Below are 17,511 nucleotides of genomic sequence, written 5' to 3' on the forward strand. Positions count from 1 at the left end.
GAAATTATACTGTACATTGCTTATACTTTTATTGCGGAATAACTTCACTTTTGTTATGCAGAAACTTAGAACACGTTTATTACCAATTTGATTGTTGACCTCTCGTAAACAGAAAGACTATTCAGAAAAATATTTTCAACATAATGTTACTTACAACTTCACTATAATTCCTATTAGCGTAACCTTCTCCTTTCTGTCTGGTCATACCAGTTATGTTGTTCATTAAAACATTAAATTTTTAATGCGTAAATAGAAAAATTTTGTCGATTAAGCTCGATAATTTACTGTTAAATAAAAATATGTCCCAAAAAAAATTATATAAATATAGTTATCCGTAAATTTCATTTCTGTAATTGGAATGATTACAAATTAATGTGTATACGGTTAAAAATAACTATTTTAGCTCAACCAAGAAATTTTATTTTAGAAAAAATACTTATAGAATAATATAATAGGTCTTTTTATACTTTTTTACCTTTATTTAGTTATGTATAATTGCATAAAATGTAGATATATTTAGTAATATATGTTATATTGTTGATTTTTTTACAAAACATCCTAATATCATTGTTATTAAATATATTTAATATGAAGATATTAATCTATAAACTTATCTTCGTTATAAACGTAGGTTCTAAATTACAAAAAAGCTGCAAAGCCTCCTTGAAACACTTTGCAGCCTTCTATCTTTTTGTTTCCTTTAGCAAAATAATGGTTAGTGAATTTTTATTTTTTAGGATACTTATACCCATGTTTAAGTCTTTACATTGGAGACAGCAGATAACAAGCTTATATTATTGTATATTTTTCACGGTACTGCCTAGGAGTCATGCTAGTGTGTTTTTTGAAAACTCTTATAAAATAACTTTGGTCATTAAAGTTAAGCCAAGCACAGATATCTGATAATGAATAAGTAGTGAGTGTTAATAATTTTTTTGCTTCTTCCACTCGTTCCCTTTGAATATATTCGCTTAAAGTGATTCCCATTTCTTTTTTAAATAGTTTAGACAGATAAGTAGGCGTAATTTCTAAATGATTAGCAAGTTCATTCAGAGATATTCCATCGTAAACATTTTTATTAATGTGTTTTATACATGTAGTAACCGCGTAAGAATACTTTTTTGCATTGTATTCTTTCACACGATCTGCAAAGGTACGTAAAGCGTCCCCTGACAAACGCTTTACAGATTCTACACTATCTAATTGTTCCAGGGTTTGTATATATAAAATACTATGAGCAAAAGCAATATCTGGTGGCAGATTTCCTTCTATTGCATATCGAGTGGCTAAGGTAATCGCAATAATTCCCAGGTTTTTTTGATTCCTGAGCGGATCCTCTATTAGCATAAGTTCAACATCTTCTTGCGAAACCGCATACATATACTGTATTAACTTTTTTTTATTTCCTTCTTTGATAGTCGAAAAGAAATCATTTACTAATGCCATATTGTGCGTTTTAGGTTTGTTTTGTCGGCGTTTTAAAATATATAAATCAGGTTTCACAATTTTATTAGGAATTTCCTCTAGTACTTTATTTTTTTCCAAGACAATATCTACATCTAACTTTTCATTGAAAATCATGTAATGTAATAAAATTCCCATATCAATTAATGTAGTTTTTTTAATCTCAGATAAACACTGATAATAGGCAAGTCTTTCTTGAATGTTATCATTTGATTTAAATTCTTTCTGAAATTTTATGATCATATCATCTGAATCTTTTGGATGTATAGTAGGACCAATTATAATAGTCCCTTTAATATCATCATGATTTTCTATATGAATTAGAACAAAATTTTCAAGATAGTTGTTACTTCGGAAAAGTGGCAAGTTAAAGGGATCGTTTTCTTGATAAATATCAGTAAGATGTTCTTCTTTAGAAGAATAAAAAGGACTACAAACATTATCAGATGTAGAATGATATAAAATTTTTCTGTCTGCAGATAAAATATGTACAGGGGCATTAAATGCTTTATGTGCAAGATCACACAAGTGTTGTATATCGATGGAAGTATTCATTACATTCTCCTTTATAGATCCATAAAATATATTCTGTTATATATAATTCACGACAAATAATACTATAAAATATCAAATTAGTACAATTCACAACAAAATATTACTATATCTTTTTTATAAAAATCATATATTATTTAATTGTAGTTAGCATCTAAATATCAGAGTAGATAAGTAAAGGAAATACACTAAGTTCTTTTCTTAATTCTACAAGATATATTATTGAACTTGAGAAAACAGTGAAGTACTACAAAATACAGTGGTAGTCAATGCGAGGACCAAGCTGGAAAAAGATTTAAAATGCAGCGAAAGTTACAGGAGATACTGTACCACCGCAAGAAACAACAGTCAAAGTTCCAATTCAATCACTTATACAAATTGAATTCCAAAAATAAATACTGCTAATTTAAATGTGAAACTGAAAAACCACTTCGTTTCAAATTTTAAAAAAAGATAATAACGAAGTCATGAAATTGGAAACAGCTGAAAGTGATAAGGCTATTTTTGAAGCACTATGCTTTGAAAAATACAAGGTGGAAGAAATTCAAGTACTCAATTAAACATTTAATTGAGAGAAAGGTCTTTTCATCAACAAAAAATAAGAATAAAAAACGAATGGAATATTCAAAAAATCGGCTATATAGTGGCAACTAGTTTTATCTAATTGGTACTATATTATTGGTCGCAACATTAGTTTTACTTTCCACAATAGAGGAAAAAATATATATACTTTACAAATACTAAGAATAGCAAACTAGATAGTTTTATTACCGCATCACATAAAGTGAAACTTTAATCAGTGGGGGTTTTGTTCATCCCCCACTGATTATTAGCCCTCACCAATCGGGCTTTTACGGACAGTTGATCCCCCACCTAACTTCTTTGCTTCCGCTAAATTTTGAGGTGAGGGTCTTACTGCCCACAAATAGCGGGATAAACTTATTATTAATTTCCAAATACAATAGTTGTTAATCAACAAAAAAACTTCAATAATTAAAGTGCACAGTAACTTGACCTCAAAACAGTAATTACTACAGTATCAGTTTTTACTTATTCTATAAAAAAAGAAATATTACTTAATAATTATTACTTTATATCGATTTAGACATAAAACATTTTATTATATCGGCTTAAGTATTATGGAATTAAAATTGCAAATAACACCAAAACTCTTTTAAGGGATCATACATCGTTTGTATTGAATTAATTCCCTTTCGATACCTATGTCATTAACACACCTACAAAAGATTATTACAAAGGAATCTGAGAAGTTTTTTCAATTTCAAAATTATTTTTTTGTAAATTAAAGGAAAAATAATCCGTATATATACGGATTATTTTCTTAGTGTAATCTGTATTGACCTGTTAACTGTTTTTCAGTCACTCGAACTAAGCGTTTTGTAATCTCTCCACCGATCCGAACCATTTGCAGATGATGATGTATCAGTTCCCAGTGTGACTCCTAGTTCAAAAGCAATTTCATACTTCATTTTCTCAATAGTACTTGTAGTAGCAGAAATAAGAATTTCATTTGTATTACTTTCGTATCTTTGAATATTTATAATTGCACTTCCAATATATTTATAAATAACATGTGCCTATTTATGCATGAGTAACCTAATTTCTTCTAGTATTTTTATGGGAACCCTTTCCCTCCCCTTATTCCACCAATTAAATTTGAAACACAAATGTACATTGCATTTCAATATAACAATAAAAGCAACGAATTTACTACTTTAAAGTTAAGTGTTTAACCTTGAAGTACTTAAATTCTTTTTTCCAGATAAAGCATACATTATATCTTGATGCTTTATTGTCCTCTTATAATTATGTGGTATCGGAAATTTGTTTCGGTGTTCTTTCATTATAATTAAAGTTTGAAGTTCTATGCTCAATACTTTTGCGAGAACATGATAGTTATATCCATTGTTTAACAGAGAAATTATGTCATAAAACATAGTTTTTCCACCCACTAATTTTACTAATCTATTCTTTAACTCATCCCTTTTTTCTTTAGCTTCATCAATTTCTAACAACATGGATTTTTTATTTGTTTGCTTAATGTATTGAGTATATAACTCTGGGAATTCTTTTTGGACTTCTTTGTTTAATACTGGTTTATATTTAATCATATAAGTAACTTGTAACAATGAGCGTTTTAACAAACTATCTTCAATGAGATACGCTACTTTATTAAATAAATGTACATATTCCTTAATATTGGAATAACTATTAAAATGAGCTAATACTCTACTTTTTATACTAAAAGCCTTGCCTATATAAATAATATTGTCATTATAATCTTTAATAAAATAAATACCACTGTCATCTTTTTCCAATTCATTATCCAGTTCTTCTAGACTCATAAAATGCAATTCACTCATACTTTCCTCTCCTTATTAGTTTTAAATCATGAAAAACAGGCAAGGTTTCTAAAAAAGGCACTCAGCTGCCCTAGGATTTTTCATTTTATTTCTTGCTAAATGTTAAAAAACTATTTCTATGTTACTCAACTATTAATATGATTATTAATACAATTTTCTATCGTTATTATCTCGCAATTTTATCATGTAATTTCGAGATCGTTTCCTCATTTAAATTACTATGTTTTATCGAATAAAAGAAATATATTACTGCTCCAATAGTAATCCAAATACTAAAGTACATCCATGTTCTTAACGGTAAATTTAGCATTAAAAACACACAACAAACAATTGAAACGCTTGGTAATACAGGTACAAAAGGTACCATAAATCCACGTTTTAAATTTGGGTGTGATTTACGGAGAATAATAACTGATAGACAAACTAACGCAAACGTCACCAAACTACCGATATTAACTAAATTAACCAATTCTTTCAAATCAATAAACCCAGCTATTATAGAGCTCCCTATTCCTGCCAATCCAGTTATAAAAGTGGGTGCTCCAGTTTTCTTATTAACTTTTGCAAATGATTTCGGTAACAATCCATCACGACTCATTGCAAAGAATACTCGTGTTGCCGCATACATATTGGAAAAAATAACAGCCATAAGGCCAATTACAGCACCTGCAGCAATTGCACCAGCGACTTTCCCTTGTCCTACCACTTCCATTACATAAGCCATTGCCTCAGGAACATTTAATTCTTTATAGGAAACCATTCCTGTCATAACAAGGCATACGATAACATAAATAATTGTACATATGATTAATGATGCAATAATACCGATGGGAAGATTACGTTTCGGATCTTTTACTTCTTCTGCTGAAGTTGCTAATATATCAAAACCCGTGAAGGCGAATAAAATAGCTGCTCCACCCGTAAAAACTCCACTTAAACCGTATGGTGCAATTGGTATCCAGTTCGTTGGTTTTACATAGAATATACCAACTGTAATAAACAATAAAATCATACCAATTTTAATCAATACCATTATATTATTGATTCGTTTACTTTCCCTCGTACCACGGGATAACATCCATGCTAATATTAATGTAATAATTACTGCCGGTAGATTTACAATACCACCATGCGAAGGAATCGTTACTAGAGCTTTAGGTATCTCTAATCCAAACCCTTTTATTAAATTGTGGAAATAGCCTGTCCATCCAGCAGCGACAGCCGCTGTTGCCACAATATATATTAACAGTAAAGACCAACCTACTAGATGAGCAACAAACTCACCAATTGTTGCATATGAGTACGTATATACACTACCAGACGCCGGGAGTGTGGAAGCAATTTCTGCGTAACATAATGCTATAAATCCGCATATAATTGCTGCAAGTACAAATGAAAAAATAACTGCTGGACCAGCATCTCTTGCTGCTACTAATCCAGTTAACACAAGAACCCCCGTTCCAATTATCGAGCCTACCCCTAACATAATTAAATCAAATGCCCCTAATGTTTTCGTTAAGGCCTTACTTTGATTATGCTCCAACAATTGTGTAACGGATTTCTTTTTTAATAACTTACTCATATTCTCTGTATCCCCTTTAAAATAAGGTTTGCTCTTCTCATTATTGTTGTATATAAATTTACTTAGTTATTACATAGTCTTATAATATTTCTTTTACGTTAAATAAATTTGAAACATTCTATTTTTTTCTTTCCTCCACTGTTCAACAAACATCAGCTATAATGTGTTATAGCTAATTCAATTTACCTCCAAAGATATAAATAAAAGATTTTTTCATTTCAAAGAGATAATTAGTTTTGTATGCCCGATAATGGTATGATAAACAAAAATAATTTATTTATTTAATTGAGTTTCACTAGAACTTAAGGTATTTTTCTTCCGTAATACACTAACAACATACCCACATACACCGCCTATAATAGCCGGAAATCCCCACCCTAAACCTACACTATATAAAGGAAGAAAGTGCTCAAAAAAATTATGGATTATTTCGCTTTCTATTCCAGCAGCTTTTAATCCATCTAACGAACTAAAAATAAATGTCAATATCAAACTCCCTTGATATACTTCAAATCTACCATTGAATACAGAGTGTAAAAATGTTAGAAATATTAAGGTAATAGCAATTGGATACATAGTTATTAATACAGGGATTGAAATCTTAATTAATTGTGTTAACCCTATATTCGCAACTAGTGTACTGAAAACAGACAAAATAATAGCAAGTTTTTTGTAAGAAATCTTTGGAAATAATTTATGGAAAAAAGAAGAACAAGCAGTGATAAGTCCTACGCTTGTGATTAAACATGCTACTATAATCATTACACCTAAGAAAATTGCACCATACGAACCAAAGTAATAGCCCGAAACTTTTGCTAAAACTTCAGCCCCATTATTTAAATGACCTAGTTTTTCTACACTAGAAGCGCCCATATAGGAAAGGGCAGTATAGATAAGAGCTAAGAGTGTAGCAGCAATAGTCGTTGCTTTTACACAAACAACCATAAGCTGCTTTTTAGTAGTAGCCCCTTTTTCTCTAATTGCATTCACAATAATAATTCCGAAAACAAAAGCTCCAAGAGCATCTAATGTTAAATACCCTTCTTGAAAACCTTTAAAAAATGCATCTGATGCATACACTTCACTAGGTGCCTGAATTCTTCCAATTGGGTGAATAAAAGCAACAACTACGAGCATCCCAATAACAGTCAATTTGATAGGAGTCAAAATTTTTCCAACTATATCAACAAGTTTTGTAGGATTAAGGGATAATAAGCATGTAACTGTGAAAAATAAGATTGTAAATACGGTTAATGCAGCAGGACCTGCATCATTTGATAAAAACGGTTTAATTCCAATTTCAAATGATACAGTTCCAGATCTAGGGATGGCATAAAAGGGACCAATCGCTAGATAGAGAACGATCGCAAATACAATACCAAACACCGGATGTACACGACTAGCTAAAGATTGCAAATCACTTTCACCTGAAAAAACAAATGCTGTTATTGCTAACAATGGTAAACCAACTCCAGTAACTAAAAAGCCTGCATTGGCTATCCATACATTATTTCCAGCCATTTGACCAAGCATAGGTGGAAAAATTAAATTTCCTGCTCCAAAAAACAATGCAAACAGCATCAATCCTATAATAATGATAAAAGAAGTAGGAACTTTATTTGACATAACAACTCCTCCGATTATACATTTGTATACGCTCTTTATTTTCCAAATAATATATATTAATCTAGTTTATTCCAGACTAGAGCACCATTGTGAAAGGCAATTTTATGCCCCGCTCTCTATAAGAGAATAGCAACAAGCTTTTAATTTAAATAATAGCTTACATTAATGGATATGAAGTTACGCCTAAACAAATCTTCTCACTTACTAGTTAAACGAGACATTTCCATAGATTTTTTCGTACAACGTTTCATAGCTGAAATGATAGCTGTTCTTAAACCTTTTTCTTCTAATGTTGCTACAGCTTCTATCGTCGTTCCCCCTGGAGAACAAACCATATCCTTCAATTCACCTGGATGTATTCCCGTTTCCAATACCATTTTTGCAGAACCTAATACAGCCTGAGCCGCAAATTTATAAGCCTGTTTTCTCGGCATACCGTCAAGTACAGCAGCATCTGCCATGGCTTCTATAAACATATACACATATGCTGGAGAAGAACCACTAATAGATGTAACAACATCCATTAATTTTTCATTTACGACCTCCGTCTGGCCGAAACTATTAAATATATTTAGTACCTCTTTTATATCTTTTTCTGTAACCATTTCATTAAAAGATAATGCAGACATTCCTTCCCCAACAAGTACCGGTGTATTCGGCATTACTCTAATAACCTTTAACTTTCTATCAAATTCATTCTCAGTGCTCTTAATACTTTTTCCTGCAGCAATAGTTACAACAATTACATCATTTTTTATTTGGTCTTTTATTTGGTTAATTACCGATGTGTATAAGTCTGGTTTAATTGATAAAATTAAAATGTCAGCACTGTTAGCGACTTCATTATTGTTAGTAGTTATAGTTATACCATATTTATCACTAGCATTTTTTAAATTACTGACGTTTAAATCTGAACAAATTATTTGATTTGGAGACACTATATTTTTATTAATCATTCCACCTATCATAGCAATACCCATGTTTCCACATCCGATAAATCCTATTTGTTTATTCATAATAATTTGATCTTGCTCCTTCTATTCTAAACTTTATTGATTTTGAAATTATTATTCTAAATAAGTGCTATTACAATTACTGGTTTTATCAATAGAATTTAAAAATTCTCCTTCCTATAATGAGATATGCTTTTGTATGTACTTTACAAGCATGCATTAAAAAAATGAAGAGACTTTCTATTCATAGAACTATTAAAAACAAGAGTAAAATGGTGATAATTTTTCGGAATTAATATTCTTTAACTATTCACCATTTTAAATAGAGTTTACATATTCCTCTAATAATTACTTATTTTCAAAATTTATAGTTACGCTTAAGAAAATGTATTTAAATTCCAAATAATTATCGCCATAGATAGCATGAAACAAAGTAATGCAGGGATTATCATTAAAATAGATTGTTTTGCTCGAAACATATGAGAATGAATGGCTCCGACCATGAGAACTGCTAATAATATATTTGCTCCTAGCGCTAAGTATTGATTCCAAATACCACCGATTATTCCTATTGCTCCAATAATTTCAATAAAACCAATTATAGACATAAACCATAATGGATATTGATATTGTTGCCAATGTTCTACCTGAAAAGATATACGAAAAATTTTTATGAATCCCCCTACTACAATAAAAATTGCTAAAACTACCTGAAGAACAATCATCATTTAAACTCGCTCCTTTTAAGACTTTGTTAATTGCCATGCTTCACAAGGAATAAATATATGCGTTTTACAAATATCAGAAAGGGAGATATACATAATTTAACTTTTTATACGCTAAGAACTAAGTAGATAACCTTTACTACATAATATTTTCTTAAGAAAAATATTTATTTTAATATATTTGCCTCTTTTGTTAACCTGAATAGATTGTTTTTAATTTCAGACATGCTGATATTTTTTCTTGAAACACCGGTTTCCACTGCAGCACGTGCGACAGCATATGCTACATGTGGCACCACCCTAGGATCAAACGGATTCGGAATGACATAGTTGACATGAAGCTCTTCTTCTGAAATTAACTCAGCTATTGCATAAACAGCTGCTAGCTTCATTTCTTCATTAATTTCTTTTGCTTGTACATCTAAAGCTCCACGAAAAACTCCGGGGAAAGCTAGTACATTATTTACTTGATTAGGAAAATCAGAACGTCCTGTACCAACTACTAGTGCTCCTGCTATTTTTGCTTTATTAGGCATAATTTCAGGTGTAGGGTTAGCCAAGGCAAAAATAATAGGATTATGATTCATAGAACGAATCATATCCTCATCAACTACATCTGCAGCTGATACTCCAATAAATACATCAGCATCAATAAGGGCCTCTGCTAATGTTCCCCGCTTCTGTTCTATATTTGTAATACGAGCTATTTCTTCTTTAAGCGCATTCATTCCAATAGGTCGCTGTTCATATATTATCCCTTTTGTGTCACACAAAATAACATTTTTTACATGCATATGAAGTAACAGCTTAACAATCGCTATCCCAGCAGCACCAGCACCATTTACAACGATTTGCACATCTTCAATTTTTTTATTTGTTAACTTAAGTGCATTAATTAGGCCAGCAATCGTTACAATAGCTGTACCGTGTTGATCATCATGGAAAACAGGAATATCACAAGATTTTCTTAGGCGCTCCTCAATTTCAAAGCATTGAGGTGCTGCAATATCTTCTAAGTTTATCCCACCAAAATTTGGTTCTAATAATTTAACAACTTCAACAATCTTATCCGGATTATTAGTGTTTAAACAAATAGGAAAAGCATCGATCTCAGCAAATGATTTGAAAAGTAAAGCTTTTCCCTCCATCACTGGCATAGCTGCTTTAGGTCCAATATTCCCAAGACCTAATACTGCAGTTCCATCGGATATAACTCCAACTAGATTCCCTTTCATTGTATAATCATATAATTTGCTTTCATCTTTATAAATCTCTAAGCATGGCTCAGCAACACCTGGTGAGTAAGCGAGACTTAAATCTGTTGAATTTTGTACTTTAACTTTAGAATAAACACCAATCTTCCCCTGTTTTTCTTTATGCATTTTTAATGCTTCATCTCGTAAAAGTGACATATAATTTCGCTCCTATAATTAAGTTAAGAATTAATTAAATCAATATTTTATTAACTCTATATTAAACTTGATATTGTATGATATAAGTAAGACTTCTAATATAATCATTATTTATTTTTATAACCTTTTAACATATCTTTTGCATAACGATTGGGGTATAAAGTATTTAACATATTGTATGGACTTCCCTTCCAATATCTTCTTAATGGTGTCCATAACTTATGTTTAATTAACCATCTTTGTGTGTACATAGATAGTAATTGCTCCTCTGTTAGTTTTTCCTTTTCTTCAATAGTCCACTTCAGCGCCTCTAATGCTTTTTTTTCAGTCCAAAATCCGGTAGGTGTGAATTTATATTCCCATTCTTTATTTTGACCAGGATATAATTCATTGATCATGGAGTACGGACTGTTATTCCAGAATATTTGACAAGGAGAAATTAATTTATGAATAGTAAGCCATTTTACACTGTAAACTTGTAATAATTGAAAAGAAGTTAATTTTTCTTTTTCTTCAATAGTCCACCTTAATGCTACCAATGCTTTTTCTTTAGTCCAAAACTTGTTAGGAGTCATACTAAATTCCCACTCTTTAAATTTATTAGGATATAAAGAATTTATCATTGCATAAGGGCTACCATTCCAATACATAACTAATGGTGCACTGAGTTTATTTTTCTCTAACCATTTTTTACTATAGAATTTGAGTAGTTCTACTTTACTTAGCTTTTCTTTTTCTTCGACAGTCCATTTTAATGCTTCAAGAGCTTTTTCTTTAGTCCAAAAATTTAATGGTGCCATACCAAACTCCCACTCTTTAAATCTATTAGGATATAACTCTTCAATCATCTTATAGGGACTGTTATCATAACCATGTTTGAGCGTGCCGAGTAATCGATATTTTATAATTAAAGGGGTATTCCATTTTTGTTTAATATCCTCTTCAGTCCATTTTAAAATTGTTTCAATTAAATATTTTGTAACCCTTTTAGATAGCTCTCTATTGCTATCTTCTTTCCATGTATTCGGTGGAAACCTACTTCTTTTACCATCTAATATTTCTTGATAGATTTCTTCTATTTGTACCGCTTTCGCTTGCACTTCAAACTCCCTCCTATTCAAGACATATAACGATTCCTCTTTCCTAACGTTAAATAGTAACTATTGTGATCTACTTTTATAACGCAAAAGAAACGTATAGGGTAAAATCATTTCTTTAATTTATAATAAGAAGGACATAAAAAAACAAAAAGTTACAAAAATTTTTGTTTTTGTGTAAATATAAGGTCAATTAAGACGTCTCACCGTTTTAAACTTGATGCTCCATAATCTTGTATAGTTACATTTATATGATATTTAATCGGTACTTTACTAAATGTTCGATCCCAATCTTTTTTGACTTCCTCCCATGTTCTCGGGTGTTTAATTCTTAATTGGTTGCCAAAACCCGCAATATCGACTTGATATTCTTTTTGTATTTTTTTTGTAACATGATGTACTAAGTGCTTTACTTCATTTTCAATAGCTTTTTCTTCCCTTTTTAAAAATTCATTTTCAAAATCTTTTCCTGGTTGCACCCAATTTTCAGACAAACGTCCTTCTGATTCAATGTTTACATCAAAGGAAATATTATTTCCGTTAACATGTGGTATGATTTTGCTTTTTATTGACTTTATTTCGTATATAACGAGTTTCTTTGATTCTTTATCAAAAGTTTTTACCACACCACCATTCCTTTTTCCGTTTATCCATACTACTCCTTCCAATTCCTGTTCATTTAAAAAGCCCATCAATTTTTTTGTCTTCCCTTTAATTACAGCAGCTCCTGCAAATTTTGTTTCGCCATTCATCGAGATTACATTTTGCAAAAGAAAACTGGACCCTGACCGCATCTTTCCTTCTAATTTAGCGAGCGATACAGGAGCCAAAATCCTTGTTGTTCTATTTCTATTATCTGCAATTCCAGACAAACGAAATGCTGGGATTTCTCCTTTTTTGTTTGATTCCAGTACCTCCTTCGCTAGCCCCTTGCTAATTAAGATCATAGAGCTCAGCCGAACTTCATTGTCACGGAGATACTGTTCAAGTAATTGTTCTAAACTGTATGTACGTACAAGACTATCACTAATAACAATGTTTTTTAAATGCGGGCTGAACATTTCGCTCTCTCTTTTCAATGAAAGCTCCCGAACAATTTGATGAATGGAATCACCGGTCTCAGAAACATTTATATACCGTTTTTGTTGTCCGTTTCCTTTACTTTGTGCTTGCGAACTAACAATTTGATAAGTAGCTGTTATAAGATTTCTTTTAGGATATCCTCCTTCCTCATCCTCTTTCTCAATTGTTGAATCCTTCCCTTTATCTAGTGCTATACCTGCAGTTAAACTCAACTCTTCTACTTCTTTACTGCTCCAACATCCTGTTAAAAATAGGAGCACAAGCATCGATAACAAAGCCAAATAGAACCGCATATAATTAAATTTCGTTTTCACACTATTCCTCCTTTTAATCGCTTAATAATAAGAAGGAGCAGTGGCAGTAAACCAAATAAAAATATAGCAGCATTACCGAGCATATCCCCCAATTTAAGCAAATGATTTATATTTTTCGAAGTCATAGCAATGATGTAAATGATTGGAATCAAAGCAAAAATAAACGGATGAATACTCTTTTTAAAGAGTTGGGCTAATCCTAATGCAGCTGCATAGTAACTAATCGTATAGGTAGCAAATATTTGCATAATCCATATTACAAGTAGTAAAGATTCAAAACGTTCAAATATCAAACCAGAAATTTCAAAACTGCGCATAAGGTCAATTGTCGGCCATGTTCTTGTTACAACCCCATCAATTGATAATGCACCGATGACCATTACAACAGTTATTACATAAAAGATTAACGGAATAGAAATTCCAACTAAAATAGCTTTTACTGCTTTATTTCGTTGTTCCATAAATACCAAAAGAATTAACATAATTTCAGGACCTGTATATGCGAGAGACGTTGTTTTTATCCCATCTAACACTGGTTTAATCCCAAAACCCAATACGGGACGGAGATTATCTATCTCAAATATTCCGATACTCATAAAGGAAATGACTAAAAAAATAAAAACAGTAATAGGGAATATTATTTCAAACATCCGTGCAATTGAGTTAATACCACTCATAATCAAATAAAGACCTATCCACATAAAAGGCATAATAATAGCCCATGTAGGAGTTCCTTCGAGCAAAAAAAAGCTTATTACTTCTGCCATTGAACGAATTTGAAAAGCTGAGGTTGTAAGAAAATAACCTATAATAAGAAAACTGAGTAACCTGCCTATCCATTTCCCTACAATTTCTTGACTGTATTGATAAAAGGTTTTTTCTGGGAATCCTTGACTTAATTTGACCATGATTACTCCTGAAACCATTGCGAGTATTCCACCTAATATCACACTTAGCCATACATCTGGTGTTTTCACTTTTTCCACAGATGCTCTGGGCAGAGTGAGGATTCCTGTTCCGAGTATGTAATTTACAATAATAACAACTGCTTGCGAAGTTGTTATTCGGTCTTGGGATTTAGTAATCACTGAAGGCCACTTCCTTTCGTCATCAGCTACTTTTTGCGGATAGTTTTTTTAGTATGCATTATTTTTGGTCTACGTCTCATTATTTTTAATGGCATGCGAACCATAAAATCTTTCCAGTCACTAAATCGATACGGAACAGCAGGGCTAGTATAAGGAACGCCAAAACTTTTCAGTTTCACTAAATGACTGCAAAGTAAAAGAAAGAAGAGAATAACTCCATACAAGCCAAATATCGCAGCACAAAACATAGCTACAAAACGAAGAATGCGTAACGTAATTCCCACACTATATTGTGGGATAGTAAAAGAAGAAATAGCTGTTACCGCAACAACGATAACCATTATTGGGCTAACGATTCCTGCTTCTACGGCAGCCTGACCAATTATTAAACCGCCCACAATTCCCATTGCAGGTCCAATCGGTTTAGGCAGACGTAAACCTGCTTCTCGTAAAACTTCGATGGCTACTTCCATAATCAACGCTTCAATTAAAGCGGGAAAAGGAACTCCTTCTCGCGACCCGATAATAGAAATAGCTAGCTTAGTGGGAATTAATCCTGGATGAAATGAAATAAAAGAAATATACAGTGCTGGAGCAAATAATGAAACAAAAGCTGTTATGAAGCGTAATAAGCGGAGAAGCGTACCAGGAATCCACCGTTCATAATAATCTTCTGGTGATTGCAGCAGCATACTAAATGTAACTGGAGCAATTAAAACAAATGGTGTTCCATCTAACAAAATAGCTATTCGGCCTTCCATCAAAGCACTAATAACACGATCAGGTCGTTCTGTATTTTGAATCTGCGGGAAAGGACTGAGATAATTATCTTCAATGAGTTGCTCTATATAACCAGATTCGAGTACACTATCTATGTCAATTTTCTGAATTCTGTTTTTTATTTCTTCCACCAATTCTGTACTAGCAAGATCTTTAATAAATGCGACAACTAGCTCTTTCTTTGCACGCTCTCCTACTGGTAGCTTTACTAATGATAAGTTCTCATCCGCACAATGCCGTCGCAAAAGTGAGGTATTGTCACTTAATACTTCAGTAAACCCCACCCGTGGACCTCTGACTAATGCCTCCGATACTGGTTCTTCCATGTTTCGTTTATTTGCTTTTGTTGTACCAAGAATAAACACATCTGCTAAACCATCAATTAAAAGAGCTGTTGAACCTATCAATACTTTGGATATCACATCTTTTATGTAATGGACTTCTGCTACTTCACTAATTGTAAGAACTTTATTTTTAATATATTCTTTTGAAACAGTCCCCTCCACATAAGAAGATTCATTTTTATATTCGTCAGAAAAATCATCCATTAGTAATTTCATAATATGTTTGTCAATGATCTCTTTATCTGATAGACCATCAACAAAAATGATCCCAGCTTGAATATCTGTGCGTCCAATATTAAACTTCCGAAAGCGAACATCAGAATTATGTCCGATTTGTTGCTTTATAAGTTCTAAGTTAGAGGCAAAATCATTTGTGAAATGAACGATTGTATTTTGAGAAGGTTTATACTCTTGTTTCGTTTTATTTTGAATATTATTTTTCTTCACTTGTTTGTCTCTTGACTTCCACCAACTCATTCTTCCCACTCTTTCTCTGACATACGAACCCAATGAAAAAATCTTGAGATAGTATACGGAATTAAAAACAAGATAAAAGCTTGTACAAAGACTTTCCAATCTGGAAGATAAGAAGTAATTATGTTCCACATGTTTATCACCCAATTTATATACTCTGCTAGGATTGAGACTTCTAAAGAACGGTATGTACTTAATAAAAAATAACTGTAAGATTAAAGAGCATAAAAGCAAGACATTATGCTTATTTAGTACCAATAACCTAATTAGTATAAAAACATTTCTGACCTAAAATACCATTTCCAAATTATAGTTTGTTAAATATTATCTCCTTTTCCCTTATTTATATGCCTGCATTTGAATTTCAAATAATATAAGTATCAATGATATTTTCTCTTAAAGAAAAAAAGATGCTAGAAGATAGCATCTTTTTTTCAATTCAACTTACTATGTAGTTATATTTTATTTTAGAAATACTCGTTTTTTTTAATGGATATTAATGTGTAAAAATACATATTCTTTTGTTCCAAGTTAGTACATTTCTACCAAATCGATACGGAATTTTCTGATTTTAAAACCAATATGAAATAAAGGAAACTACTCTCTTAGAAAGACTACATAAAACAAATAACATGAAAACAACTATCAATCTATTAATTGAAAATAATAATGAGCAAGAGTTTATCATCTTAATTCCAAGTGTATTCGTTTTGCTTCAAAATAAAGAACTTGAATAAATTTTTTCGTATCAATACGAGCAGGTACTGTTGGTTCATTATTCAATTCTGTCATCTTTCTCCTTACGGTAGTAAAATCAAAAAATCTAGAAGCATAATTTTCGAACTTCGGGTTTAAAAAATCAGTAAGTCCAAGGGAAGCTAAATGGTTTAATGATTGATAAATTGCTCTCCGAATCCGTTGTTTGGAAGCTTCTATGAACCTTTTTAATTCGGCATCTTCAGCTGAATCCCCAAGTTTTTTTTGAGCTAAATTCATAAAAATCTCTTTTAGTGAAGGAAAACCTTGTTCCAACGTGTTATCTTGTTCATATTTATATAAATAATCTAGCATATCCATTAAATCTTTACTTCCACTTTCACTGGCTATTCCTAATTCAGACAAAAGAAAATGAATGGAATTTTGAAAGTGATTAAAAGTATTTAAATGTTTTTCATTACGGTATTTTTCTTGCGCACTTGAATTACTATCCAATTTTAATACCATATTAAGCGATTCTTGAATGTTTTTTATCGATTTTTCCAAACGAATTCTTTCAATGACTTTCCGAACAACTGTTAATACTTCAATCCGGTTAATTGGCTTAATAATATAGTATTCAACGCCAAGCGAATAAGCTTCAGCAATTAATTCTTTTGATTCTACTTGAGAGACCATGATGATTTTCCCTTTAAACGAAGGCTTTATTTGACGAATTGTTTTTATTCCATCTTGAATCGGCATTAACAAATCGATAAATAAAATGTCTATCTTTTTAAGGATTGGCATGTGTTGCTCTAAAGATAAACCATCCTCAGCTTCTCCTATAACCTCTCCAAGATCTTCATCCTCGATAATTTGAGCCAACATTGAGCGAACCGCTTTTTCATCATCTACTATATAAAAATACATAGAA

The 17,511-nt window shown here is 31.6% G+C and carries 13 protein-coding genes and 1 pseudogene; 1 reads left to right on the plus strand and 13 read right to left on the minus strand.

Annotation, left to right across the window (positions count from 1 at the left end):
* Positions 1 to 789: 789 nt before the first annotated feature.
* A complete protein-coding gene (locus FS742_RS07635; RefSeq protein WP_144611841.1) occupies positions 790 to 2,019 on the minus strand; it encodes a helix-turn-helix domain-containing protein in 1,230 nt (409 codons plus the stop codon).
* Between the two features lie 437 nt (positions 2,020 to 2,456).
* Between FS742_RS07635 and FS742_RS27955 the strand changes: the two genes are divergently transcribed.
* A complete protein-coding gene (locus FS742_RS27955; RefSeq protein WP_260869646.1) occupies positions 2,457 to 2,576 on the plus strand; it encodes a peptidase in 120 nt (39 codons plus the stop codon).
* Between the two features lie 782 nt (positions 2,577 to 3,358).
* Here the strand turns inward: FS742_RS27955 and FS742_RS07650 are convergent.
* From FS742_RS07650 to FS742_RS07705, 12 genes and pseudogenes are all read right to left on the minus strand, one after another.
* Positions 3,359 to 3,578: pseudogene (locus tag FS742_RS07650) on the minus strand (small, acid-soluble spore protein, alpha/beta type).
* A 180-nt stretch (positions 3,579 to 3,758) separates the two neighbouring features.
* Positions 3,759 to 4,400 carry a nucleotide excision repair endonuclease gene (locus tag FS742_RS07655; RefSeq protein WP_001292174.1) on the minus strand — a complete coding sequence of 214 codons (642 nt, stop codon included), beginning with the start codon at positions 4,398 to 4,400 and terminating at the stop codon, positions 3,759 to 3,761.
* A 166-nt stretch (positions 4,401 to 4,566) separates the two neighbouring features.
* The gene (locus FS742_RS07660) at positions 4,567 to 5,982 is read right to left on the minus strand and encodes an amino acid permease (RefSeq protein ID WP_144611843.1); all 1,416 of its coding nucleotides are present in this window, start codon (positions 5,980 to 5,982) and stop codon (positions 4,567 to 4,569) included.
* 273 nt (positions 5,983 to 6,255) lie between these two features.
* A complete protein-coding gene (brnQ5, locus tag FS742_RS07665) occupies positions 6,256 to 7,608 on the minus strand; it encodes a branched-chain amino acid transport system II carrier protein BrnQ5 (RefSeq protein ID WP_071736090.1) in 1,353 nt (450 codons plus the stop codon).
* A 197-nt stretch (positions 7,609 to 7,805) separates the two neighbouring features.
* Positions 7,806 to 8,624, minus strand: coding sequence for a pyrroline-5-carboxylate reductase (proC, locus tag FS742_RS07670; RefSeq protein WP_001041306.1), 819 nt, complete (start codon positions 8,622 to 8,624; stop codon positions 7,806 to 7,808).
* A gap of 314 nt (positions 8,625 to 8,938) precedes the next feature.
* Positions 8,939 to 9,289: a DoxX family protein gene (locus FS742_RS07675; protein WP_144611844.1), complete on the minus strand. Its 351-nt coding sequence runs from the start codon at positions 9,287 to 9,289 to the stop codon at positions 8,939 to 8,941.
* Positions 9,290 to 9,453: 164 nt separating this feature from the next.
* Positions 9,454 to 10,698 (minus strand): NAD(P)-dependent malic enzyme, encoded by a 1,245-nt coding sequence (locus tag FS742_RS07680; protein WP_000055207.1) that lies wholly within the window; start codon positions 10,696 to 10,698, stop codon positions 9,454 to 9,456.
* Between the two features lie 107 nt (positions 10,699 to 10,805).
* Complete coding sequence (locus FS742_RS07685; RefSeq protein WP_144611845.1) at positions 10,806 to 11,798, minus strand: DUF4046 domain-containing protein; 993 nt, start codon at positions 11,796 to 11,798, stop codon at positions 10,806 to 10,808.
* A 200-nt stretch (positions 11,799 to 11,998) separates the two neighbouring features.
* Complete coding sequence (locus FS742_RS07690) at positions 11,999 to 13,192, minus strand: Ger(x)C family spore germination protein (protein WP_144611846.1); 1,194 nt, start codon at positions 13,190 to 13,192, stop codon at positions 11,999 to 12,001.
* Positions 13,189 to 14,280, minus strand: coding sequence for a spore germination protein (locus FS742_RS07695; protein WP_000629019.1), 1,092 nt, complete (start codon positions 14,278 to 14,280; stop codon positions 13,189 to 13,191). Before FS742_RS07695 ends, FS742_RS07690 begins: the two co-directional genes overlap by 4 nt.
* Positions 14,281 to 14,306: 26 nt before the next feature.
* The gene (locus FS742_RS07700; protein WP_144611847.1) at positions 14,307 to 15,881 is read right to left on the minus strand and encodes a spore germination protein; all 1,575 of its coding nucleotides are present in this window, start codon (positions 15,879 to 15,881) and stop codon (positions 14,307 to 14,309) included.
* 681 nt (positions 15,882 to 16,562) lie between these two features.
* Positions 16,563 to 17,507, minus strand: a complete 945-nt coding sequence (locus FS742_RS07705; protein ID WP_000274068.1) for a response regulator — start codon at positions 17,505 to 17,507, stop codon at positions 16,563 to 16,565.
* Positions 17,508 to 17,511: the final 4 nt, after the last annotated feature.

The sequence above is a fragment of the Bacillus cereus genome (assembly GCF_007678085.1).
Lineage (GTDB): Bacteria > Bacillota > Bacilli > Bacillales > Bacillaceae_G > Bacillus_A > Bacillus_A cereus_BE.